The 20,570-nt window shown below is 61.6% G+C and carries 21 protein-coding genes and 3 tRNA genes; 20 read left to right on the forward strand and 4 right to left on the reverse strand.

Features of this window, described 5'->3' with window-relative positions; all coding sequences use genetic code 11:
- Window positions 1–3: 3 nt before the first annotated feature.
- Genes SPISAL_RS02925 through der form a run of 3 tightly spaced genes read left to right on the forward strand, consistent with a single transcriptional unit; the run spans window position 4 to window position 4,120 of the window.
- Entirely contained in the window at window positions 4–1,041 is a 1,038-nt protein-coding gene (locus SPISAL_RS02925) for an ABC transporter permease (RefSeq protein WP_016352979.1), read from the forward strand.
- The gene (locus SPISAL_RS02930; RefSeq protein ID WP_016352980.1) at window positions 1,041–2,639 is read left to right on the forward strand and encodes an ABC transporter ATP-binding protein; all 1,599 of its coding nucleotides are present in this window, start codon (window positions 1,041–1,043) and stop codon (window positions 2,637–2,639) included. The genes SPISAL_RS02925 and SPISAL_RS02930 overlap by 1 nt, the downstream gene beginning before the upstream one ends.
- A 50-nt stretch (window positions 2,640–2,689) precedes the next feature.
- Complete coding sequence (gene der, locus SPISAL_RS02935) at window positions 2,690–4,120, forward strand: ribosome biogenesis GTPase Der (RefSeq protein ID WP_041389513.1); 1,431 nt, start codon at window positions 2,690–2,692, stop codon at window positions 4,118–4,120.
- 14 nt (window positions 4,121–4,134) lie between these two features.
- Here the strand turns inward: der and SPISAL_RS02940 are convergent.
- Both SPISAL_RS02940 and SPISAL_RS02945 read right to left on the reverse strand, forming a co-directional pair.
- Window positions 4,135–4,211: transfer RNA gene (locus SPISAL_RS02940), tRNA-Arg, on the reverse strand.
- 52 nt (window positions 4,212–4,263) lie between these two features.
- Window positions 4,264–4,339: transfer RNA gene (locus tag SPISAL_RS02945), tRNA-Ala, on the reverse strand.
- Window positions 4,340–4,400: 61 nt separating this feature from the next.
- Here SPISAL_RS02945 and SPISAL_RS02950 point away from each other — a divergent pair.
- On the forward strand, window positions 4,401–5,102 hold the full coding sequence (locus SPISAL_RS02950) for a TIGR04283 family arsenosugar biosynthesis glycosyltransferase (protein ID WP_016352982.1): 702 nt from the start codon (window positions 4,401–4,403) through the stop codon (window positions 5,100–5,102).
- The gene (locus tag SPISAL_RS02955) at window positions 5,099–5,767 is read left to right on the forward strand and encodes a TIGR04282 family arsenosugar biosynthesis glycosyltransferase (RefSeq protein WP_016352983.1); all 669 of its coding nucleotides are present in this window, start codon (window positions 5,099–5,101) and stop codon (window positions 5,765–5,767) included. Before SPISAL_RS02950 ends, SPISAL_RS02955 begins: the two co-directional genes overlap by 4 nt.
- 191 nt (window positions 5,768–5,958) lie before the next feature.
- On the opposite strand, the gene SPISAL_RS02960 is transcribed toward SPISAL_RS02955, so the two are convergent.
- A tRNA-Leu gene (locus tag SPISAL_RS02960) sits at window positions 5,959–6,045 on the reverse strand.
- A 29-nt stretch (window positions 6,046–6,074) separates the two neighbouring features.
- Here SPISAL_RS02960 and queA point away from each other — a divergent pair.
- The 5 genes from queA to secF are packed head-to-tail and all read left to right on the forward strand — an operon-like array spanning window position 6,075 to window position 11,470.
- Entirely contained in the window at window positions 6,075–7,109 is a 1,035-nt protein-coding gene (gene queA, locus SPISAL_RS02965) for a tRNA preQ1(34) S-adenosylmethionine ribosyltransferase-isomerase QueA (RefSeq protein WP_016352985.1), read from the forward strand.
- Window positions 7,106–8,215, forward strand: coding sequence for a tRNA guanosine(34) transglycosylase Tgt (gene tgt / locus SPISAL_RS02970; protein WP_016352986.1), 1,110 nt, complete (start codon window positions 7,106–7,108; stop codon window positions 8,213–8,215). Before queA ends, tgt begins: the two co-directional genes overlap by 4 nt.
- 31 nt (window positions 8,216–8,246) lie before the next feature.
- Window positions 8,247–8,630: a preprotein translocase subunit YajC gene (gene yajC, locus SPISAL_RS02975; RefSeq protein ID WP_016352987.1), complete on the forward strand. Its 384-nt coding sequence runs from the start codon at window positions 8,247–8,249 to the stop codon at window positions 8,628–8,630.
- Window positions 8,631–8,655: 25 nt separating this feature from the next.
- Window positions 8,656–10,524 carry a protein translocase subunit SecD gene (gene secD / locus SPISAL_RS02980; protein WP_016352988.1) on the forward strand — a complete coding sequence of 623 codons (1,869 nt, stop codon included), beginning with the start codon at window positions 8,656–8,658 and terminating at the stop codon, window positions 10,522–10,524.
- 10 nt (window positions 10,525–10,534) lie between these two features.
- Complete coding sequence (gene secF, locus SPISAL_RS02985; protein ID WP_041389517.1) at window positions 10,535–11,470, forward strand: protein translocase subunit SecF; 936 nt, start codon at window positions 10,535–10,537, stop codon at window positions 11,468–11,470.
- A gap of 8 nt (window positions 11,471–11,478) precedes the next feature.
- On the opposite strand, the gene SPISAL_RS02990 is transcribed toward secF, so the two are convergent.
- Window positions 11,479–12,276 carry an inositol monophosphatase family protein gene (locus tag SPISAL_RS02990; protein ID WP_016352990.1) on the reverse strand — a complete coding sequence of 266 codons (798 nt, stop codon included), beginning with the start codon at window positions 12,274–12,276 and terminating at the stop codon, window positions 11,479–11,481.
- A 91-nt stretch (window positions 12,277–12,367) separates the two neighbouring features.
- Between SPISAL_RS02990 and SPISAL_RS02995 the strand changes: the two genes are divergently transcribed.
- The 10 genes from SPISAL_RS02995 to hisS all read left to right on the forward strand — a co-directional run bounded on the left by SPISAL_RS02995 (window position 12,368) and on the right by hisS (window position 20,556).
- On the forward strand, window positions 12,368–13,078 hold the full coding sequence (locus tag SPISAL_RS02995) for an RNA methyltransferase (RefSeq protein ID WP_016352991.1): 711 nt from the start codon (window positions 12,368–12,370) through the stop codon (window positions 13,076–13,078).
- 85 nt (window positions 13,079–13,163) lie between these two features.
- Complete coding sequence (cysE, locus tag SPISAL_RS03000) at window positions 13,164–13,964, forward strand: serine O-acetyltransferase (RefSeq protein ID WP_016352992.1); 801 nt, start codon at window positions 13,164–13,166, stop codon at window positions 13,962–13,964.
- A 12-nt stretch (window positions 13,965–13,976) separates the two neighbouring features.
- On the forward strand, window positions 13,977–15,188 hold the full coding sequence (locus tag SPISAL_RS03005; RefSeq protein WP_016352993.1) for a cysteine desulfurase family protein: 1,212 nt from the start codon (window positions 13,977–13,979) through the stop codon (window positions 15,186–15,188).
- Window positions 15,189–15,228: 40 nt separating this feature from the next.
- Window positions 15,229–15,555, forward strand: coding sequence for a hypothetical protein (locus SPISAL_RS03010; protein ID WP_187287975.1), 327 nt, complete (start codon window positions 15,229–15,231; stop codon window positions 15,553–15,555).
- Between the two features lie 8 nt (window positions 15,556–15,563).
- Window positions 15,564–15,890, forward strand: a complete 327-nt coding sequence (locus SPISAL_RS03015; protein ID WP_016352995.1) for a HesB/IscA family protein — start codon at window positions 15,564–15,566, stop codon at window positions 15,888–15,890.
- A gap of 122 nt (window positions 15,891–16,012) precedes the next feature.
- Window positions 16,013–16,441, forward strand: a complete 429-nt coding sequence (gene ndk, locus SPISAL_RS03020) for a nucleoside-diphosphate kinase (RefSeq protein WP_016352996.1) — start codon at window positions 16,013–16,015, stop codon at window positions 16,439–16,441.
- The gene (gene rlmN, locus SPISAL_RS03025; RefSeq protein ID WP_016352997.1) at window positions 16,419–17,546 is read left to right on the forward strand and encodes a dual-specificity RNA methyltransferase RlmN; all 1,128 of its coding nucleotides are present in this window, start codon (window positions 16,419–16,421) and stop codon (window positions 17,544–17,546) included. Before ndk ends, rlmN begins: the two co-directional genes overlap by 23 nt.
- Window positions 17,543–18,286: a type IV pilus biogenesis/stability protein PilW gene (pilW, locus tag SPISAL_RS03030; protein WP_016352998.1), complete on the forward strand. Its 744-nt coding sequence runs from the start codon at window positions 17,543–17,545 to the stop codon at window positions 18,284–18,286. Before rlmN ends, pilW begins: the two co-directional genes overlap by 4 nt.
- A complete protein-coding gene (locus tag SPISAL_RS03035; protein WP_144060372.1) occupies window positions 18,279–19,274 on the forward strand; it encodes a RodZ domain-containing protein in 996 nt (331 codons plus the stop codon). The genes pilW and SPISAL_RS03035 overlap by 8 nt, the downstream gene beginning before the upstream one ends.
- Window positions 19,275–19,281: 7 nt before the next feature.
- Window positions 19,282–20,556 (forward strand): histidine--tRNA ligase, encoded by a 1,275-nt coding sequence (gene hisS / locus SPISAL_RS03040; protein ID WP_016353000.1) that lies wholly within the window; start codon window positions 19,282–19,284, stop codon window positions 20,554–20,556.
- Window positions 20,557–20,570: the final 14 nt, after the last annotated feature.

Genomic DNA, 20,570 nt, shown 5'->3' on the forward strand with positions numbered 1-20,570 from the left:
CAGATGCCCCGGCTCAACCCGATCAACCAGCGCCGCTGGGCACAATTCCGGGCAAACCGTCGGGGCTGGTGGTCGCTGTGGTTATTTCTGGTGGTGTTTACGGTGACCTTGTTCGCCGAGTTCGTGGCCAACGACCGCCCCTTGCTTGTGCACTTCGATGGCGACTGGTACGTCCCGGTGGTCGTCAGCTATCCAGAAACAACCTTTGGGGGCGACTTTCCGACCGAGGCAGATTACCGCGATCCGTTTGTTGCCGAGTTGATTGAGGCGGAGGGTTGGATGCTCTGGCCGCCGGTGCGCTATTACTACGACACCATCAACTATGAGAGCGAGTCTGCGGCACCAGCGCCGCCGTCAGCCGAGAATTGGCTCGGCACCGATGACCAGGGCCGCGATGTGCTGGCCCGCTTGATTTACGGGTTTCGGATTTCCGTGCTGTTCGGGCTGGCGCTCACACTCGCGAGCTCTGTCATTGGCGTGGCGGTGGGGGCGGTCCAGGGCTACTTCGGCGGTCGGGTGGACCTTCTCGGTCAGCGCTTCATTGAGGTATGGGCCGGATTGCCGGTGCTGTATCTGCTCATCATCATGGCGGGTTTTGTCCAACCCAGCTTCTGGTGGCTGCTCGGGATCATGCTGCTCTTCAGCTGGACGCAGCTGGTCGGGGTGGTGCGAGCGGAGTTTCTGCGGGTGCGCAACTTTGACTATGTTAAAGCGGCCCGTGCCCTTGGTGTGAGCGACAGTGTGATTATGGTGCGCCATGCGCTGCCGAACGCGATGGTGGCCACCGTGACGTTCATGCCGTTTATCCTTACCGGATCAATTACCACGCTGACTTCCCTGGACTTCCTGGGCTTTGGCCTGCCCCCTGGCTCGCCCTCTCTGGGTGAGTTGCTGGCGCAGGGCAAGGCCAATTTGCAGGCTCCGTGGCTGGGTCTGACCGCATTCTTTACCCTGGCAATCATGCTCTCGCTCCTCGTGTTCATTGGCGAGGCGGCGCGGGATGCCTTCGATCCGCGCAAAACGATGGGTGGCGCGTCCTGATGTCCGCGCCGCTGCTCGAGATTGATAATCTGACCGTGTCCTTCGGGCAGGGTGAAGAGGCCGTGACCGCGGTCCGTGGGGTGAGCCTGGCGCTCTCTGCCGGAGAGACACTCGCCCTGGTCGGGGAGAGTGGCTCGGGCAAATCGGTGACGGCCCTGTCGATTCCGCAGCTCCTGCCTTACCCCCTGGCGCGGCATCCCACCGGCACGATCCGCTTTGAAGGCGAGTCGTTGCTGAATGCGCCGCCAGCGCGGCTGCGGGCCCTGCGTGGGCGTGGCTTCGGCATGGTCTTTCAGGAGCCCATGACCTCGCTTAACCCGCTGCACACTATTGAAAAGCAGATCGGTGAGACCTTGCGGATTCATCAGGGGCTCACGGCAACCCAGGCCCGAGCGCGGATGATTGAGCTGCTGGAGCTCGTGCGTCTGCCTGAGGCGCGCGCGAGGCTGGGCGCGTTCCCGCATCAGCTGTCGGGCGGTCAGCGTCAGCGCGTGATGATTGCGATGGCCATTGCCAATCATCCCCGGCTGCTTATTGCTGACGAGCCCACTACCGCATTGGATGTCACGATTCAGGCGGAGATCCTTGATCTGCTCGCCGATTTGAAGCAGCGCCTGGGGATGGCGATGCTGTTCATCAGTCACGACCTCAACGTCGTCCGGCGCATTGCCGATCGCGTGGCGGTTATGCAGGCCGGTGAGGTGGTCGAGGCTGGGACGAAAACCCGGGTGTTTAGCGCGCCGGTGCATGCTTACACCCAGATGTTGCTGGCGGCTGAGCCTGAAGGTCGGCCGGTCCCGGTCTCGGATGGGCCGCCGCTCCTCGAAACCCGTGGGCTTCAGGTCTGGTTTCCCCGCCGTGGCGGGCTACTCAAGCGCGTAACCAGTCATCTCAAGGCGGTGGATGGCGTGGACATGCGGGTGCGTCCAGGCGAGACCCTGGGTGTGGTGGGCGAGAGTGGCTCGGGTAAGACCACGCTCGGGATGGCCGTTCTGCGGCTGCAAAGCGCCCGCGGCGAGATCGTTTTCAATGGCCAGGATATCGCGCGTCTTGGCAAGCGGGCCCTTCGGCCGCTCCGCCGGGAACTGCAGGTGGTCTTTCAGGATCCTTTCGGGAGTCTAAGTCCGCGCCTGTCGGTAGGCCAGATTATCGGTGAGGGGTTAAGCGTCCACCGCATTGGGCGCGATGAGGTCGAGCGCGCCGCGCTTGCACGCGAGGCCCTGGCCGAAGTGGGACTGGATCCGGTGTTAGCGGAGCGATTCCCACACGAACTATCGGGCGGCCAGCGGCAACGAGTCGCTGTGGCCCGGGCGATCGTGCTCAAACCCCGGCTGGTCGTACTGGACGAGCCGACCTCCGCGCTCGATCGCTCCGTCCAAATGCAGTTGGTCGAGCTGCTTCGCACACTCCAGGCTCGGCATGGTCTGTCGTATCTGTTCATTAGTCATGACTTAGCGGTTGTGCGGGCGATGAGCCACCGAATGCTCGTCATGCAGGCTGGGCAAGTGGTTGAGGCGGGTTCGGCGGAGCAGGTTTTCACTGCGCCACAGGAGGCCTACACCCAACGACTGCTCGCAGCGGCCCTCGAGACCGGCTGATTCGCCTGATTGGCGCCCCGTTGGTGGGTCCGCGCTGCTATCATCCGACCATGGAACAGCCTGTTATTGCCCTGGTCGGTCGGCCCAACGTCGGCAAGTCGACCCTTTTCAACAAGCTCACACGCACCCGGGACGCGCTGGTGGCCGATTTCCCGGGGCTGACGCGCGATCGTCAGTACGGAGTCGGCCGAATGGGGCCGGCCCCCTATGTGCTGGTTGATACGGGTGGGCTGGGTGAGCCGGACGACGTGACGTATCACCACATGCAGCGTCAGGCGATGCGAGCGCTGGATGAAGCGGATGTCATTCTCTTTTTAGTGGATGCACGCACCGGGGTCACGCCGGGCGATGAGACCTTAACGCGTGAGCTTCGGCAGCGCGGCAAGCGGGTCTGGCTGGTCATGAACAAAATCGACGGCGTTGACCCGGCGATGGCGGCCGCAGATTTTCATGCCCTCGGCCTGGATACGCCCTGGCCCATCGCCGCCGTGCATGGCCGGGGTATCCAGCAGCTCATGACCGCGGTTCTGGAGGATCACTGCCCAGCGCTTATTGCCGCGGCTGAGGCAGTCGAGGCGGCCGACGCCGACGCGGAGGAGGCGCCCGATCGGCCCATTGAGGTCGCAATCGTCGGGCGCCCCAATGTGGGCAAATCAACACTGGTGAATCGCCTGATTGGTGAGGAGCGCTTGCTGGTCTATGACATGCCGGGGACCACTCGGGATGCCATTCATGTCCCTTTCGAGCGCGACGGCCAGGCCTTCACGCTTGTTGATACCGCCGGTGTGCGACGGCGCAGTCGAGTCAAGGCGTCGATCGAAAAGTTCAGTGTGGTGAAAACACTGCAGGCGATCGAGGCGGCGCAGGTGGTCATCATGGTGCTGGATGCGCGCCAGGAGATTTCCGAACAGGATGCGCATTTGATCGGACATGTCATTGAGGCGGGCCGAGGCCTTGTGCTGGCTGTCAATAAATGGGATGGCCTCGAGACCGGTGCGCGGGATCGGATTCGTCGGGAGCTTGACGTAAAACTCGGGTTTCTCGATTTTGCTCGGCCACGGTTTATCTCGGCGCTGCATGGCACGGGCGTTGGCCGCCTTCTTGAAGAGGTTGCGCAGGTCTACCGTGCTGCCCACAAAACCCTGCCGACACCGCAGCTTAACCGTATCCTTGCCGAGGCCACGGAGGCCCATCAGCCACCGCTGATTCGAGGGCGGCGAATCAAACTGCGCTATGCCCATCAGGGTGGGCGTAATCCGCCGGCCATCATTGTTCATGGCAACCAGACGACAGCGCTCCCCTCCGCTTACCGGCGCTATCTGGTGAATCGATTCAGGCGTGAGCTTGGGCTGTGGGGGACGCCGATTCGCCTGGAGCTTCGAACTGGCGAGAACCCGTTTGCGGGACGGCGCAATAAACTGACGCCGCGCCAGCAGCGCAAGCGCGAGCGGGTGGTCAAGCGCCGCCGGCATGGAGGTTAGCCGAGGCAAAAAAATGGTGCCCCGGGCAGGATTCGAACCTGCGACCTATCGCTTAGGAGGCGATTGCTCTATCCAGCTGAGCTACCGGGGCCACGGTATCGACCGTATGAACCCGAACGCTATCACAAACCAATTGGGGAGGATGGTGGAGCCGAGGGGAGTCGAACCCCTGACCTCTAGAGTGCGATTCTAGCGCTCTCCCAACTGAGCTACGGCCCCATCGAAAGATCGAAAGTGTAGCATCAGGGGTTTGCGGTGTACCACAGCGGGAGTGCTGTCCTTGTCTGCTGAACTGGCGGTTGTGATCCCTGCGCTAAACGAGCGCCAACATCTTCCGGCGCTGCTGCGGGATCTGACGCAAGCGCGTGCGGGCGCCTCAGCCCCTATTCACATCGTGGTTGTTGATGGTGGCAGTGTTGATGAAACCGCGACACTGGCCGAGCCACTGGCCGATCAGGTCATCCACAGTCCGATGGGCCGGGCGCGGCAGATGAACGCAGGCGCTGTTGCCACCCAAAGCCCTGGGCTCTGGTTTCTGCATGCCGATGCCCGGCTCGAGCCGGGCATAATCCGGTCAGTTCTTGAGACCCTTCATCAGGGTCATGTCTGGGGGCGGTTTGATCTTCGACTTGACGGGACGCACTGGATGCTCCCGGTTATCGCGGCCTCAATCAATGCGCGTTCGCGCCTCAGTGGGGTCGCGACCGGAGATCAGGGTCTGTTCATGACGCGTGCGGTTTTTGATGCAGTCGGCGGGTTCCCGGACCAGCCGCTGATGGAGGACATTGCGATGAGCGCGGCATTGAAGGACAAAGCCGGACCGCCTGCGTGTTGCAAGGGGCCTTTGGGTACGGCGGGTCGCCGGTGGGAGGCCAACGGCGTGTGGCGCACAATTGGCTTGATGTGGTGGCTGCGCTGGCGCTACTGGTGTGGAGCCGATCCACGCGTGCTGGCCCGCCAATACCATCAAGAGACCGTATGAAACGGGCGCGGCTTGTGATCCTTGCCAAAACCCCCGTGCCCGGTCGAGTAAAAAGCCGCCTGGCAGCGAGTGTGGGCGCGTCGGCCGCCGCCAGGCGGTATCAGCGCATGCTCGCGGAAGTGGCATGCGTCGGGGCGGCGACGGCATCCATGGATGAGCGGGTGTCGGTGGGCGTGTACTTTTCACCGCGTCGCCATCCGGTGCTTGATCGCCTGTCTCATCGCCACGGTTTCACGCAGCATGCGCAACCCTTGGGGGATCTGGGGGCTCGGCTCAGATGGATCGCCCATCGTGAGCTGGTCGGCATGGATGCATTGGTGATAATCGGTGGAGACTGCGTTGGGCTATCACCGGAGCACCTGCATAGGGCCTTTGACAAGCTGCATGAGGGTGAGGATGTCGTTTTAGCGCCCGCCGGTGATGGCGGCTACACGCTCATTGGTTTGCGGTCGTCCGCTCGTCAGCTTTTCCTTGGCATTCCCTGGGGCGGACCGGATGTGTTGCGGCGTACCCTCCGCCAGGCGAATCGGGCTGGGTTAAGCCTCTACCTATTGCCGACTGCGACGGACCTGGATGACGTCGCTGATCTCAAAAGCTGGCGGCGCAGGGTGGGTGCGAACGTTGCGTGGCGCCCGCGTGCGATCCCTGCGTATGATGGCAACTAGAATTTGGGTCTAAAGGAGCCAACGCCGTGTCTGGTGGATTGAGAAAACACACCCTCCGATGGCTATTGCTCATCGCAATGGTCCTGCCGCTGATGGGCTGCAATACAATGGAAGGCCTCGGCAAGGACGTTCAGGGACTTGGGAAGGTGCTCGAGGAGTCCTCGACCAAAGACGATTGAGCATTGTCGTGATGGTGCCGGGGGCGGGAATCGAACCCGCACTCTCTTGCGAGAACCGGATTTTGAGTCCGGCGCGTCTACCAGTTCCGCCACCCCGGCCAGAACGCAGGAAAGTATAACAGGCTCTGATGAAAGTCAGCGATTTCCACTACGATCTGCCCGAGTCGCTGATCGCCTCCGAGCCATTACCTCGGCGCACCGACAGCCGCTTGCTTGTTCTTGATCCGGCCACCGGCGCCATTACGGATGATCGGTTTCCGGGCATCCGGCAATGGCTTCAGCCCGGCGACTTGCTGGTGTTGAACGATACCCGCGTCCTCCCGGCACGCCTCTACGGTCACAAGGACACCGGGGGTGCCATCGAAATTCTGCTCGAACGTCTCACCGGTGGCACAGAAGCGCTGGCGCAGATTCGCGCTAGTAAAACACCGCGCGCGGGCACCCAGTTGAAACTTGAAGGCGGCATTGAGGCCGAGGTGACAGGGCGTGCGGGCGAATTTTTTCGCCTCCGCTTCTCTGATCAACGCCCATTGCCCGAGCTCCTCGAGCGCCACGGCCATATGCCGCTGCCGCCCTACATTCGTCGTGAGGATACAGCGGCCGACCGGGCGCGATATCAAACCGTATTTGCGGCAAAGCCAGGGGCTGTGGCCGCGCCGACGGCAGGGCTGCATTTTGATGAGCCACTCCTCGATGACCTGCGATCTGCTGGCATCGAGACGGCCACACTGACGCTGCATGTCGGGGCGGGGACCTTTCAGCCAGTCCGCAGTGAAACGGTTAGTGGCCATCAGATGCACGCCGAATGGCTATCCGTGTCCGAGTCGGTGTGCGAGGCAGTGGCCGCCACCCGCGCACGTGGGGGACGAGTCTTTGCGGTCGGTACCACGGTTGTGCGCTCGCTGGAGGCCGCGGCACAGGCCGGGCAGCTGGCCCCCTACGAGGGAGAAACCGAGATTTTCATCTACCCAGGCTTTGAGTTTCAGGTCGTGGATGGATTGATTACCAACTTTCACTTGCCTGGTTCTACGCTCGTGATGCTGGTGAGTGCGCTGGCGGGCCGAGAGCATATCCTGGCGGCCTATCGCCATGCAGTCGCTAAGGAATACCGATTCTTTAGTTATGGGGACGCAATGCTGATCCTCCCGCAGGTGTCGACATGACGCTTCGCTTCGAGTCATTAGCGCATGATGGCCTGGCGCGCCGGGGTCAGCTCCACTTTGGCCGAGGGGTTGTCGATACGCCGGCGTTCATGCCGGTGGGGACCTACGGCACCGTCAAAGGTGTGACCCCGGAGGAGGTGGCCGCATCGGGCGCGCAAATCCTCCTCGGCAACACATTTCATCTGATGCTGCGCCCGGGCACGGAGATCATCACCGAGCATGGTGATCTGCATGATTTCATGCACTGGCCAAATCCGATCCTGACCGACTCTGGCGGATTTCAGGTGTTCAGTCTCACTGAAGGCCGGCGCATTACTGAGGCAGGCGTGCGCTTTCGCTCGCCGGTGGATGGCTCAGAGGTCTTCCTGGATCCGGAGCGCTCCATGGCGGTGCAGCGTGCCCTTGGATCGGATGTTGTCATGATCTTTGATGAGTGCACGCCATGGCCAATCGACCATCAGGGTGCGCAAGAGTCCATGGCGCTGTCCTTGCGCTGGGCAGAACGGAGCAAGGAAGCTCACGGGGATAATCCAGCCGCCTTGTTCGGCATTGTCCAGGGCGGTATGTACGAGGACTTGCGGGCCGATTCGCTTGCCGGGTTGATGGACATCGGGTTTGATGGCTTTGCGGTGGGCGGCCTGTCGGTTGGTGAGCCACCAGAGGATCGATTGCGGGTGCTTGATGCCCTGGCGCCGTCGCTGCCGGCGAACAAGCCGCGCTATCTCATGGGTGTGGGGCGGCCGGAGGATCTGGTGGAGTGTGTGGCCCGTGGCATCGATATGTTCGACTGCGTCATGCCCACGCGCAACGCCCGCAATGGATTTCTTTTTACCGATGCGGGAACACTGCGGCTTCGCAACGCCCGCTTTGCCCATGACACGAGGCCCATAGAGCCAGGCTGCGACTGTACGACCTGCGCCCATTACAGCCGAGCTTATCTCCGGCACCTCGACCGGTGCGGGGAAATGCTGGGGTCGCGGCTGAACACGCTTCACAACCTGCGCTACTTTCAGCGGCTGATGGCGTCTTTGCGTGAGGCGATCGCGGCGGGGTGTCTCGAAGAATTCACACGCGAGTTCTATGCCCGGCGCACGGGTGTGACATAATGCCGCGTTTTTAATGATTAGGGAGACTGCCATGGATTTCTTCATCAGCGATGCGCTCGCTCAGGGTGGCGACGCCGGGGCCGGTCTGACCGGGTTGCTCTTTCCGATTGCACTGATCGTGATCTTCTATTTTCTGTTGATTCGCCCGCAGCAGAAACGCGCCAAAGAGCACAAGAAGCTGGTTGAGAACCTGGCCAAAGGCGACGAGATTCTGACGACCGGCGGTCTGGTCGGCCGAGTCGGCGATGTTGGAGACACTTTTGCCAATCTCGAGCTGGCCGATGGCGTTGAGGTCCGGCTTCAGAAGAGCGCCGTTGCCCAGGTTCTGCCGAAGGGCGCATTCAAGCAGAGCATCGAGAAGGCTGAGGCTGCCTCGAAGGATGACAGCGCCAAGGACAACAAGAAGTCCAAATAGGCATTATTAGTCCAAGTCTCTGATTATGAACCGTTATCCGCTTTGGAAGTACGTGCTGCTGGTGGCTGTCATTGCGGCCGGCTGCCTGTACGCCTTGCCAAACCTGTTTGGGCAGGATCCGGCCCTGCAGGTCACCACGGCCGACGGATCACCACCGGACGAGCGCACGCAGAGCGAAATCCTGACCCTTCTGGCCGATGAGGGCATCGACCTCGGTGAGGCTGAGGTACTCGATGAGCAGTATCTCCTGCGGCTACCGGATACCGATGCCCAGGTCCGTGCGGCCGATGAGCTGGACGTGGCGTTGGGGCGTGACTTCACAGTGGCGCTGAATCTGGCGCCGGCCACACCCGACTGGCTCCGTAATCTGGGCGGGCAGCCGATGTATCTCGGCCTCGATCTGCGCGGCGGGGTTCACTTCCTGATGGAGGTGGATATGGATGCGGTAATGGAGCAAACGCTGTCTCGGTATGGCGATGAGTTCCGGCGTTTGTTGCGCGAGTCGGACATCCGCTATCGGGAGGTTGCAGACGCAGCGGCGGACACCGAGGCCGACATGGTGATTCGCTTTGCGGGCCCGGATACTCGAGATGCGGGTATCAGCCTTCTTCGCGACGAATATCCCGAGCTGGTATTTGCGACCGACGAGGATGAAGAGGAAGCGCGTTTGACGGCGACGCTGACGGATGAAGAGCGTCAGGAAGTTCGCAACTTCGCCGTTGAGCAGAATATAACAACACTGCGTAATCGCGTCAACGAGTTGGGCGTGGCCGAGCCGATTATTCAGCGCCAGGGCGCAGAGCGAGTGGTTGTCCAGCTGCCAGGCGTCCAGGACACCGCCCGTGCCAAGGACATCATTGGTGCGACTGCCACACTCGAGTTCCGCATGGTGGATGCCGATAATTTTCCTTACCGCGGCGGTGATGACTCGCCACCTCCACCTGGCACGGAGCGCTTTCCCGAACGGGATGGCGGCCATGTCCTGCTGGAGCGCGAGGTCATTATTACGGGTGAAGCGATCACCGATGCCCAGTCCGGGCTGGACACCCAGACCGGTCAGCCGGAGGTCAATATTCGGCTGAGCGGCGCTGGTGGGAACATGATGAATCGGGTGACTGGCGATCGGGTCGGCGATCACATGGCCGTCGTATTCAAAGAGACCGAAATTCAGGCTGAACGCGTTGGGGATGAAGTCGTCCGCGAGCAGGTGCAGGTTGAAGAGGTCATCAACATTGCGCGTATCCAGGAGCAACTGGGCAGTCAATTCCGCATCACGGGCCTGGAAAGTAGTCAGGAAGCCCGAAATCTCTCGCTGCTGCTGCGCGCTGGCTCTCTGGCCGCTCCGATGCAGATCATTGAGGAGCGGACCATTGGCCCGAGCCTTGGCCAGGAGAACATTGACCAGGGCATCGCGGCCGTGGCGATTGGTTTCCTTCTGGTGGTGGGCTTCATGGCGGTCTACTACAAGGTATTCGGGCTCGTCGCCAATGTGGCGCTGTTCGTGAACCTAGTGCTGATTGTTGCCGCACTTTCCGCGTTGCAGGCCACGCTGACGCTCCCCGGCATCGCCGGCATCGTGCTGACCGTGGGCATGGCGGTGGATGCCAACGTCCTGATCTTCGAGCGGATACGCGAGGAGCTCCGGTCGGGGACGAGTGCGCAGCAGGCTATTGAAGCTGGCTATGGGAAAGCGCTGTCCACCATCGCCGATGCCAACGTGACCACGCTGATCGCCGCCGTGGTGCTGTTTGTTTTCGGGACGGGGCCGGTCAAAGGCTTTGCCGTTACCTTGTCGATCGGCATTGTGAGCTCGATGTTCACGGCCATCCTCGGTACCCGCGCGATCGTGAACCTGATTTATGGCGGGCGCCGCGGCGTGCGCCTGGCGATTTGAGGAGGCGGTCTTGGACTTTTTCAAGCGCGAGACCCGTTTTGACTTCATGAGCCACTGCCTCCGCGCGGCACTGGTTACCGTGTTGCTGGTGCTCGGTGCCTTGGCTGTGCTCTGGCTGCGTGGCCTCAATCCCGGGCTCGACTTTACCGGCGGCACCCTCGTCGAGGTGGGCTATGCCGAGGCGGTTAACCTACCCGAGGTCCGTTCTACGCTGTCAGAGGCCGGCTATGAGGATGCCGTGGTGCAGAATTTTGGCACGGCACGGGACATCGTTATTCGTCTTGCGCCTGATGCCGGCAGTGGTGATGCGCTGAGTAACGCGGTCCTCGATACCCTGCGCGAGGACAATCCGGATGCCGAATTGCGGCGGGTCGAGTTTGTCGGCCCGCAAATTGGCGAGGAGCTGACTGAGAAAGGCGGCCTCGCTTTGTTGTACGCGCTTGGCGGCATTCTGATCTACGTCGCTTTCCGTTTTGAGTACCGGTTCGCCATTGGCGCCGTCGCGGCCGTGCTGCACGATGTGGTGGTCACAGTGGGCATCTTCGCGGCGACGGGGCTCACCTTTGACCTGACCGTGCTGGCGGCCTTGCTTGCGGTGATCGGCTATTCGTTGAACGACACCATCGTGGTGTTCGACAGAATTCGTGAGAACTTCGTCCGTATCCGCAAAGGATCAGCGACTGAGGTGACCAACCGGTCTATCAATCAGATGCTTCCCCGGACGCTGGTGACCAGTTTGACCACGTTGCTTGTGCTATTTGCCCTGGTTGCCCTGGGCGGTGAGCTGATTCGGGGCTTTGCGGTAGCGCTCATCATCGGTGTGCTGGTGGGCACGTATTCTTCCATCTATGTCGCGAGCTCCGCGGCATTGGCGCTGGGCGTCAGTAAGGAGGATCTCATTCCGCCACCGAAGGAAGGCGAGGACGCGGAAGAAGAACGCCCCTGAGGAAGCGGCTAAGCGCGAATCCCTTCAACACGGTGTGGGCCAATGGTTCGCACCAGATCGGCAAAGAGTTTCGGGCTGCCGGCGATGATGTTGCCGGTCTCCAGGTAACGATCCCCCCCTGCAAAATCACCCACGATGCCGCCCGCTTCGCGGATCATCAGCGCGCCGGCGCCCATGTCCCAGGGTTGCAGGCCGATTTCCCAGAAGCCATCCAGCCGTCCACACGCTACATAGGCCAGATCCAGTGCGGCCGCCCCCGCCCTTCGCAGGTCACCGGCGCGCTCGAAAACATCACCAAACATGCCGAGATAGGCCGCGTGATACTGGCGCAGTCGAAGGGGGAAGCCGGTCCCGAGCAGGGCGTTGTCGATCCCGGGGCGGGGAGTGATGCGCATCCGGCGGCCTTCGAAAGTGCAGCCACCACCGCGGTTGGCCGTCCAGAGCTCTTGGCGCACCGGATCGTAGATCACGCCGGCCTCGAGTGCCCCGCGATGTTTCAATGCGATGGAAACGGCAAATTGCGGAAAGCCGCGCAGAAAGTTGGTGGTGCCATCCAGCGGGTCAACCAGCCAGACATACTCCGCATCTTCGGTGCCGCCGCTCTCTTCGCCGACAAAGGCATGATCCGGGTACGCCTGCAGGAGAATCGCGCGTATCTCGGCTTCAGCCATGCGATCGACTTCGCTGACGAAATCGTTCTCGCCCTTGCTCTCGACGGTGAGTCGGTCCAGGCGGTCCATGTTGCGGACGATGACGTTGCCGGCGCTGCGCGCGGCGCGCACGGCGATGTTGACCATGGGGTGCATTGATTTATCCCGAGCTGACCCGCGACATGCCAGGCATGTCGTAGAATTTGGGTGGGGATCATACCAGCAAACCATCATAGGGGGTGGTGCCTTGGCGCGGAAAACACCGGACGATTGCCGATTCATACTGGTGGGCGCCAGTCACTCCGGCAATATCGGGGCGGCGGCGCGTGCGATGAAGACCATGGCACTCACTGGCCTGGATCTGGTTGCGCCAACCTGCGAGGTTGATGATCAGGCCCGGGCGATGGCGAGTCATGCCGTTGATGTCGTGGAGGCCGCGCGATCATTCAACGGCCTGAATGAAGCGTTGGCTGAGCACACCCTGGTGCTTGGGCTCACCGCACGGCCGCGCCGGGATGGTGTGCCGGCCCTTGACCCAGCTGAGGCGGCGGCAATGATCCACGCAGAGCGTGGCAGCACGGCGGTGCTTTTTGGGCGTGAGCGCAGTGGTCTGACCAATGAAGAGCTTGGTGGGTGTCATCGTCTGATTCATATCCCGGCGAATCCGGATTATCCATCGCTTAATCTCGCAGCAGCTGTTCAGTTGATGGCGTATGAAATCTATCGCCATGGGTCGACGCCAACGCCCGAGGCAGGGGATGGCGCGCCCCTGGCCGCGGGTGCGCATTTAGAGGGCCTCCATGAACAGATTGCCGCCCTGGTTGAGCAAAGTGGCTACTCGGCCAATCAGCCGCGCGAAGTCCTGGGTCGACGCCTGCGAAATTTCATCAACCGCAGTCGGCCCAGTGTCGAGGAGGTCAATCTGCTGCGGGGTATTCTCAAACGGATTCTTCGCTAGGCCGTGGTTGGCGGCCTCTCTGGTGCCGGGCGTATACTGGGAAGATTAGGGGCGAACCCGATCCGTAACGAATGGATTGCAGATCATGTTCCAGCGTTTAAGAGAGGATGTCGGTTGCGTTTTTGATCGTGATCCGGCGGCTCGAAACCATTTTGAGGTGCTCACGAGTTATCCCGGCGTGCATGCGCTGATGCTGCACCGAATGAACCACTGGCTGTGGCGCCACGGGCTGCGCTGGCTTGCCAGGTTTCTCTCGGTTTTTGCACGACTGCTCACGGGCATCGAGATCCACCCTGGCGCGCGGATTGGGCGGCGATTTTTTATCGATCACGGCCTGGGCGTGGTGATTGGTGAAACGGCTGAAGTGGGTGATGACTGTACGCTTTATCAGGGTGTGACCCTGGGCGGGACCTCATGGGAGGCCGGGAAACGGCATCCAACGCTGGGAGATGACGTCGTCGTGGGCGCAGGTGCAAAGGTGCTCGGTCCGCTGACCGTCGGGACGGGTGCGCGCATTGGCTCGAACGCGGTGGTTGTAAAGGACGTGCCTGAGCACGCCACCATGGTGGGTATTCCAGCGCGGGTGGCGCGCATTGCGGCTGAATCGGCGCCGATGAGCGAGGCCGATCAGCGCCGCGCCGAGACCGCACGGCGTATTGGGTTCGAGGCCTACGGCGCCACCCGGGATATGCCTGATCCGGTGGCCAATGCGATCAACGCGATCCTTGATCACGTGCATCATACCGATGCCCGCCTGCAGGAGATGTGCAGCGCGCTGCGAGCACTTGGCGCTCAGGTTAACGACAGTGAGATACCGGATATCGAGCACTGTGGGATCGATGAAGCATCGACGGACGATAGGACGTCTTCGGCCGACAAACGTTAGCGCATGCCTGCGATGACTCCCTATTTTGACTACGCCGCCACGACGCCGCTCGATCCCCGGGTTGAGGCGGCAATGGGCCGTGCGTCCTCGCTAGGGGGGGTCTTCGCTAATCCATCCAGCGACCATCCGGCCGGGCGTCTGGCAGCAACCGCCGTTGAGCGGGCGAGTGAGCAGGTGCGTCGATGCATCAACGCGGTTGATTATCGGGTGACATGGACGAGTGGGGCGACTGAATCCAATAACCTGGCCATTCTTGGGCATGTAACAGCTCAGCTTCGTCGGGGGCGTGAGCGCCGCCGACTTCTGGTGGCTGCCACTGAACATGCGGCGGTCTTGGCAGCGGCCCAGGCCGCGGAGGCGTTGGGGTTCTCCCTTGAGCAGCTGCCGGTAGAAGCCGATGGCCGACTCGCGCCGGCCACGCTGGATGCGGCGCTGGATGATGACGTGGCCCTTGTCTCAGTGGGTCACGTGAACAATGAGACCGGTGTGGTTCAGCCGCTGGCCTCACTGGCTCCGCTCATCCAGGCCGCGGGTGCGCTCTTTCATATCGATGCCGCGCAGGGCGCGGGGCGACTGCCCCTGGATGCATCGACGCTCGGGGCTGATCTCGTCTCGCTGTCCGCTCACAAGTTCTATGGACCCAAGGGCATCGGTGCGCTGGTTCATCACGCCAACGTCCGCCTCGCACCGCTGCTTCACGGGGGAGGACAGCAACAGGGCCTGCGCCCGGGGACGTTGCCGGTGGCCTCGATTGTGGGCCTGGGTGAGGCACTCGCCCTGGCAGATGATGAGGTTGAGCGCGAACGCCAGGTGTCCTTGCGCGATGCATTGCGAGACCGCCTGGCGGCGCTGGGTGGAGTGGTCGTGAATGGCGCGGTGGATGGATCGCCGCATGTCCTGAATGTCGCCTTCGCCGGTGTCCACGGTGATGCGCTGCGCTCACGCCTGGCGGATCTGAATGTCAGCTTCGGCTCGGCCTGCAGTGGCCGCGCGGGGGCTTCCCATGTGCTTCGGGCCATGGCAAGACCCGATGCACTCGCGGATGCGGCGGTGCGCTTCAGCCTCGGGCGTTTTACCACGCCGGCTGATATTGATTTTATCGTGGAGCGCGTCGCGTCGGATGTTGCTGCACTGCGAGCGATTTCGCCGGTCTGGCGAGAAATTCGCGCTGGTCGGAAACTGTCTGATGTCTACGGCGTCGCAACCCTGCCAGAACTGGCTTGAAAGATGGCGAACTGCCGTGGACGATGTGGATAAGGAAAGCTTGGGATCCCCCGACGATCCCGTTGGCTGGCAGCACGGCGTTGCCGGCTCGGTTCGGGATAATCGCCGGATCGATTGCTGGCTAGAAGTTGTGGATGGCGGTATCCGCGCAGCACGCTTCGAGGTGTTTGCCAGCGACGAGGCGCGGCGAGCGGCGGTCTGGACGGTACAATGGTTGCAGGGGCAGGCAATCGCTCAGGCAGAGGGTTTGACCGGTCTCGGAATTGCCGAGGCAACGAACCTTCCCGATGCCTCACGCAGTGATGCCTTGTGCATTGAAGACGCCTTGCGGGCTGCCCTTGCGGCTCCACCCACTGAAGGAGGTTGAAACCGATCATGACCATACAAGTGACAGAGCGCGCCGCTGAGCACATTCGTGATGCGCTGTCCCGGCATGGCAGCGGGATCGGGCTGCGGCTTGGCGTGCGGACATCCGGTTGCTCCGGGTTTATGTACACGGTGGATTACGCCGAAGAGGCGGATAGCGAGGACACCATCATCGAAGAGCATGGCGTCGCCGTGGTGGTCGATCGCAAAAGTCTGCCCTTCCTTGAGGGGTTAGAGCTCGATTTTGTGCGCGATGGTTTGAACGAGCGCTTTAGCTTCCGAAACCCGAATGTCACCGCCGAGTGTGGCTGCGGCGAAAGCTTCGCGGTTCAGTGATTGCCGCCATCCGGGCGGCTCGCTAGACTACGGCGCTGAATCGGGACCCACTGCGCCACGGCCGGTGGGTTTTTGTCTTTCTGGCCCAGACGATTGTCGGGGCTGTCACCAGGAGTTTGTGAATGACCATTGAGCGTACGCTTTCCATCATTAAGCCCGATGCCGTTGCCGGCAATCACATCGGTGAGATCTATCGGCGCTTCGAGACCGCTGGGCTTGAGATTATTGCCGCCCGCATGATGCACCTCAGCCAGGATCAGGCTGAGTCATTTTACGCAGTGCATCGTGAGCGGCCTTTCTTCTCTGCGCTGGTCAACTTCATGATCTCTGGGCCGGTCCTGGTGCAGGTCCTGGAGGGGGATGAAGCCATCCGCAAGAATCGCGACATCATGGGCGCCACGAACCCCGCTGAAGCGGCGGCCGGCACCATTCGCCATGATCTCGCAGAGACGGTGGACGCGAATGCCGTGCACGGCTCGGACGCACCCGAGACTGCACGCGAGGAAATCGCCTTTTTCTTCGGGGACGATGAGCTCCACAGCCGGCGCTGAGACGCCGGTGTCCGCAACGTCCGGGCGGGTGGAGCTGCTCGGGCTAGATGAGGCGGGCCTCAAAGCGTTCCTCGCCGAGATCGGTGAGAAACCGTTCCGCGGCCGGCAACTGCGTCAGTGGCTGCATCAGCGTCAGGTGTTCGACCTCGACGCAATGACGGATCTGGCGAAGTCGCTGCGCGCGGGACTCGCTGATCGCGTTGAGATTCATGTGCCCAGCGCCGTTTTTGATCGCGAGTCCTCCGATGGCACGCGCAAATGGCTCGTCGGGCTTGAGTCAGGAAACGCGGTGGAAACGGTTTACATTCCCGAGCGTGATCGCGGGACCCTATGTGTGTCCTCGCAGGTAGGCTGTGCGCTTGATTGCGGATTTTGCTCGACAGGCAAACAGGGCTTTAACCGCAATCTGAGTGCCGCCGAAATCATTGGTCAGCTCCATTTTGCCACGCGGGCATTGGAACAGGAGGGCCGAGGTCGGCGCATTACCAATGTGGTGATGATGGGCATGGGCGAGCCACTTGCCAACTTTAAAAACGTCGTCGCGGCGACCAACCTGATGGTTGACCCCTACGCATGGGGGCTTTCGCGGCGCCGCGTGACGCTCTCAACTGTTGGTGTCGTGCCCGCGCTCTATCGCTTGGCTGACCACAGCAACATCAGTCTGGCGGTTTCTCTCCATGCGCCCAATGATGCTCTCCGCGACGAGATTGTTCCGATCAATCGTAAATATCCGCTGCGCGAATTGATGCCAGCCTGTGAACATTATCTCGATCAGACGCCGCATCACTGTATCTACTGGGAATACGTGATGCTCGACGGGGTAAATGACAGCCTGGCCAATGCTCAGGAGCTTGCTCACTTGCTGCGAGGTATCCCATCCAAGATCAACCTGATTCCGTTCAATCCCTTCCCGGGCACGCGCTACAGCGCCTCCCCGCGGGATCGGATCATGCGATTCGCGGATCATCTGCAGAAGGCGGGTTTTATTACCACGATCCGTCGCACCCGCGGTCAGGATATTGACGGCGCCTGTGGTCAGTTAGTGGGCCAGGTCATTAATCGCCGTAACCGTGGCAAGCGGAGTGAGGCGCAGGCGTCATCATGATCCGTCTTATCGCCGGCGTTTTCGCGCTGGCGCTGCTTGCTGGCTGTGCGGTGCAGGCAACCGGGCCGATAACAGACAGCCAGTCGCATCAGGCTGCGAAGGCCAATACCAATATCGCCATCCATCATCTTCGCCAGGGTGCATTGAGCGCAGCCCGCGAGAAGATCGATCGGGCGTTAAAGCAGGATCCTGAGTTGATCGACTCCCATCTCGTTGCTGCGGAGCTCGAGCTAAGGCTGGACGATGCGCAACGGGCCGAGGCGCATTACCAGGCTGCGTTGGCGATTGATGAAACTCATGGGGCGGCCCTCAATAATTATGCGAGCTTTTTGTGTGAACAGAGGCGCACCGAACAAGCGCTACTGCTTTACGACCTGGCCGCAGACAATCGTCTCTATGACGAGCGGGCGCTGGCGCTCGCCAATGCTGGGCGTTGTCTTGCTCGCGTGGGCCGACAGGATGAAGCAGTGGGGTATTGGCGAAGCGCCCTCGAGCGGAGACCGGATTATCCCCCGGCGCTTCACGGGCTAGCGGAAACCGCCTTGAGCCGCGGTGACACGGATTCCGCATGGGTCCTTTTTTCGCGCTACACTGCCGCCTCAGCGGAGACTCCGTCTTTGCTTTGGCTTGGGGTGCGGATCGCCAAAGCAGAGGGAGATACCGGGCGGGTCGAGCAGTTGGCTCAGCGCCTGAGGGAGCGGTATCCGGAATCCGAGCAGTCCGCACGACTGATTGAGTGAAAAGGCTATGGCCGGTAAAGAGACGAAAGCGAGTGACCGCGGAGTGGACCGTCAGGCGGCTCCCGGCTCGCTGCTACGAGACGAGCGGCTTCGTCGTGATTTGACTATCGACCAAGTGGCGCAACGTCTGCATTTGAATCGGGCAACCATCGATTCGCTTGAACAAAACGACTTCGATGCTTTGCCCCCCATGACGTTTGTACGGGGGTACGTGCGAGCCTACAGCCAGCTCCTGGAGTTGGACGCCGACGCTGTGGTGGCCAGTTTATCGGACGCGGGGGCGAAGGCCGATAGCGAGCCGCTATACGGATGGGTTGGGGGTGCTTCGGCGCCACCTCCCGGTAAGCCCTCCCGTTTACGGGAGGCGAAGATGCTGGTCGCTATCGCGGTGACGCTCGTCATCGTGATCGCTGCGGTCGGGGGCGGGGCCTGGTGGTTTACTCAACAGAGTGAGTCAGCGCCTGCACTCGCAGAGCCCGAGGTTGATGAGCGCACTAAAGAGCCTACCGAAGAGCCCGTCAATGAGCCCACCGAGTCACAGGATCCCGAGCCACAGGTACCCGAGCAGCGGACCGACTCGCCAGAGCCGACTGAGGCGGTACCGTCTTCAGCACTGGCCTCGGATAGTGAGCTCGCCGGTACGGCTGCTGCAGCTGCAGCTTCCGATGCCGATGAGGAGGTCATACCGAGTGATGCACCGGTGGTCACCCAGCCTGAGCCACAAGCAACGCGGGAACCGCGTGCCGATGACGCAAGCCTTGCGCTCGTCTTCACAGGCGAGTCCTGGATGGAGATCTCCGATGCTAATGGTGATCGGCTGTTATTCGGTCTCCAAAGTGAGGGTGAGGAGCAGCTGTGGGGTCAGCCACCGTTCGAGGTCGTGGTCGGTGACGTCAATAGCGTTGTTGTTGAGTTCGAAGGCGAGTCGGTTGATCTCGATGCCTATGCCCGAGGTAATGTAGCGCGCTTTACGCTTGGCGAGTCCTGAGGAAGCCTTGAGTCAATCGATACAGAATATCCGTGGTTTTGGTGATGTTTTGCCGGAGGAAGCGCCCGGCTGGCAGTTTGTCGAGTCCGTGTTTCGACGTGAGTTGACACGCTACGGCTACGACGAAATCCGGTTGCCGATTGTCGAGAAGACCGAGCTTTTTGCGCGCTCGATCGGCGAGGTGACCGATATTGTCGAGAAAGAGATGTACACCTTTACGGATCGGAATGGTGACAGCCTCACCCTCCGGCCGGAAGGTACGGCAGGCTGTGTCCGTGCGGCCATCCAGCGCGGCTTGCTGCACAATGCGCGCCCGCGTCTATGGTATGCCGGGCCGATGTTTCGGCATGAGCGGCCTCAGAAAGGCCGTTATCGGCAGTTCCACCAGGTGGGCGCTGAAGCCTTCGGTCTGGAAGGTCCGGATCTTGATGCTGAGATGATTCTGCTTTCGGGTCGGATTCTCACTGGATTGGGACTGTCCAATTTGCGCCTGGAATTGAACAATCTCGGCACGTCTGCCGCTCGTGCGAGCTATCGCGATGCACTGGTTACCCACTTGCAGTCTCACGCCTCACGCCTGGATGCTGATGCGCAGAGAAGACTAGAAAGCAACCCGCTGCGCGTGCTCGACAGTAAGAACCCTGCCATGCGCCAGGTGATCGAAGCCGCCCCTGATCTGCTGGACTACCTGGATGAGGCGTCAAGGGCGCATTTCGAGGCACTGCGGGGGATGCTGGATGCCGCTGGACAGCCGTATACGATCAACAGCCGCTTGGTCCGTGGGCTGGATTATTACGGCGGTACGGTTTTCGAGTGGGTCAGTGACGAATTGGGCGCTCAAGGAACGGTTTTGGCGGGAGGGCGTTACGATACGCTCGTGGAGATGATCGGTGGCAAGCCCACGCCGGCGATTGGGTTTGCCGCTGGGATCGAGCGCCTGGTCGCTTTGGTCGAAGCCGCGGCGAGTGCGCCGATGGCAGCAGCGCCACACGCCTACATGGTCGTTGAAGACCCCGAGGACATCCAGCAAGCGATCGCGCTTGCGGAGCGCTTGCGCAACGGCCTGCCGGCCCTGCGTTTGCAAGTGCACATGGGCGGTGGATCGCTGAAAAGTCAGCTGCGCCGGGCGGACCGCAGCGGAGCGGCATTCGCCATCATCCGGGGCAGCGATGAGATTGCAGCTGGAGAGGCAAGCATCAAAGATCTGCGTGGCGATGCCGCGCAACGGCGGGTCCGCATCGATGCGCTCGAGGACACACTCAGTCCACTTTGCGCACAGTAAACGCACAGGAGTCG

This window comes from Spiribacter salinus M19-40 (assembly GCF_000319575.2).
Taxonomy (GTDB): Bacteria; Pseudomonadota; Gammaproteobacteria; order Nitrococcales; family Nitrococcaceae; genus Spiribacter; species Spiribacter salinus.

Excerpts from the sequence above, each read along its gene's own strand:
- SPISAL_RS02925 (WP_016352979.1), top strand. The coding sequence starts at position 4 with ATGCCCCGGCTCAACCCGATCAACCAGCGCCGCTGGGCACAATTCCGG.
- SPISAL_RS02930 (WP_016352980.1), top strand. The coding sequence starts at position 1,041 with ATGTCCGCGCCGCTGCTCGAGATTGATAATCTGACCGTGTCCTTCGGG.
- der (WP_041389513.1), top strand. The coding sequence starts at position 2,690 with ATGGAACAGCCTGTTATTGCCCTGGTCGGTCGGCCCAACGTCGGCAAG.
- SPISAL_RS02955 (WP_016352983.1), top strand. The coding sequence starts at position 5,099 with ATGAAACGGGCGCGGCTTGTGATCCTTGCCAAAACCCCCGTGCCCGGT.
- queA (WP_016352985.1), top strand. The coding sequence starts at position 6,075 with ATGAAAGTCAGCGATTTCCACTACGATCTGCCCGAGTCGCTGATCGCC.
- tgt (WP_016352986.1), top strand. The coding sequence starts at position 7,106 with ATGACGCTTCGCTTCGAGTCATTAGCGCATGATGGCCTGGCGCGCCGG.
- yajC (WP_016352987.1), top strand. The coding sequence starts at position 8,247 with ATGGATTTCTTCATCAGCGATGCGCTCGCTCAGGGTGGCGACGCCGGG.
- secD (WP_016352988.1), top strand. The coding sequence starts at position 8,656 with ATGAACCGTTATCCGCTTTGGAAGTACGTGCTGCTGGTGGCTGTCATT.
- SPISAL_RS02990 (WP_016352990.1), bottom strand. The coding sequence starts at position 12,276 with ATGCACCCCATGGTCAACATCGCCGTGCGCGCCGCGCGCAGCGCCGGC.
- cysE (WP_016352992.1), top strand. The coding sequence starts at position 13,164 with ATGTTCCAGCGTTTAAGAGAGGATGTCGGTTGCGTTTTTGATCGTGAT.
- SPISAL_RS03005 (WP_016352993.1), top strand. The coding sequence starts at position 13,977 with ATGACTCCCTATTTTGACTACGCCGCCACGACGCCGCTCGATCCCCGG.
- SPISAL_RS03015 (WP_016352995.1), top strand. The coding sequence starts at position 15,564 with ATGACCATACAAGTGACAGAGCGCGCCGCTGAGCACATTCGTGATGCG.
- ndk (WP_016352996.1), top strand. The coding sequence starts at position 16,013 with ATGACCATTGAGCGTACGCTTTCCATCATTAAGCCCGATGCCGTTGCC.
- rlmN (WP_016352997.1), top strand. The coding sequence starts at position 16,419 with ATGAGCTCCACAGCCGGCGCTGAGACGCCGGTGTCCGCAACGTCCGGG.
- pilW (WP_016352998.1), top strand. The coding sequence starts at position 17,543 with ATGATCCGTCTTATCGCCGGCGTTTTCGCGCTGGCGCTGCTTGCTGGC.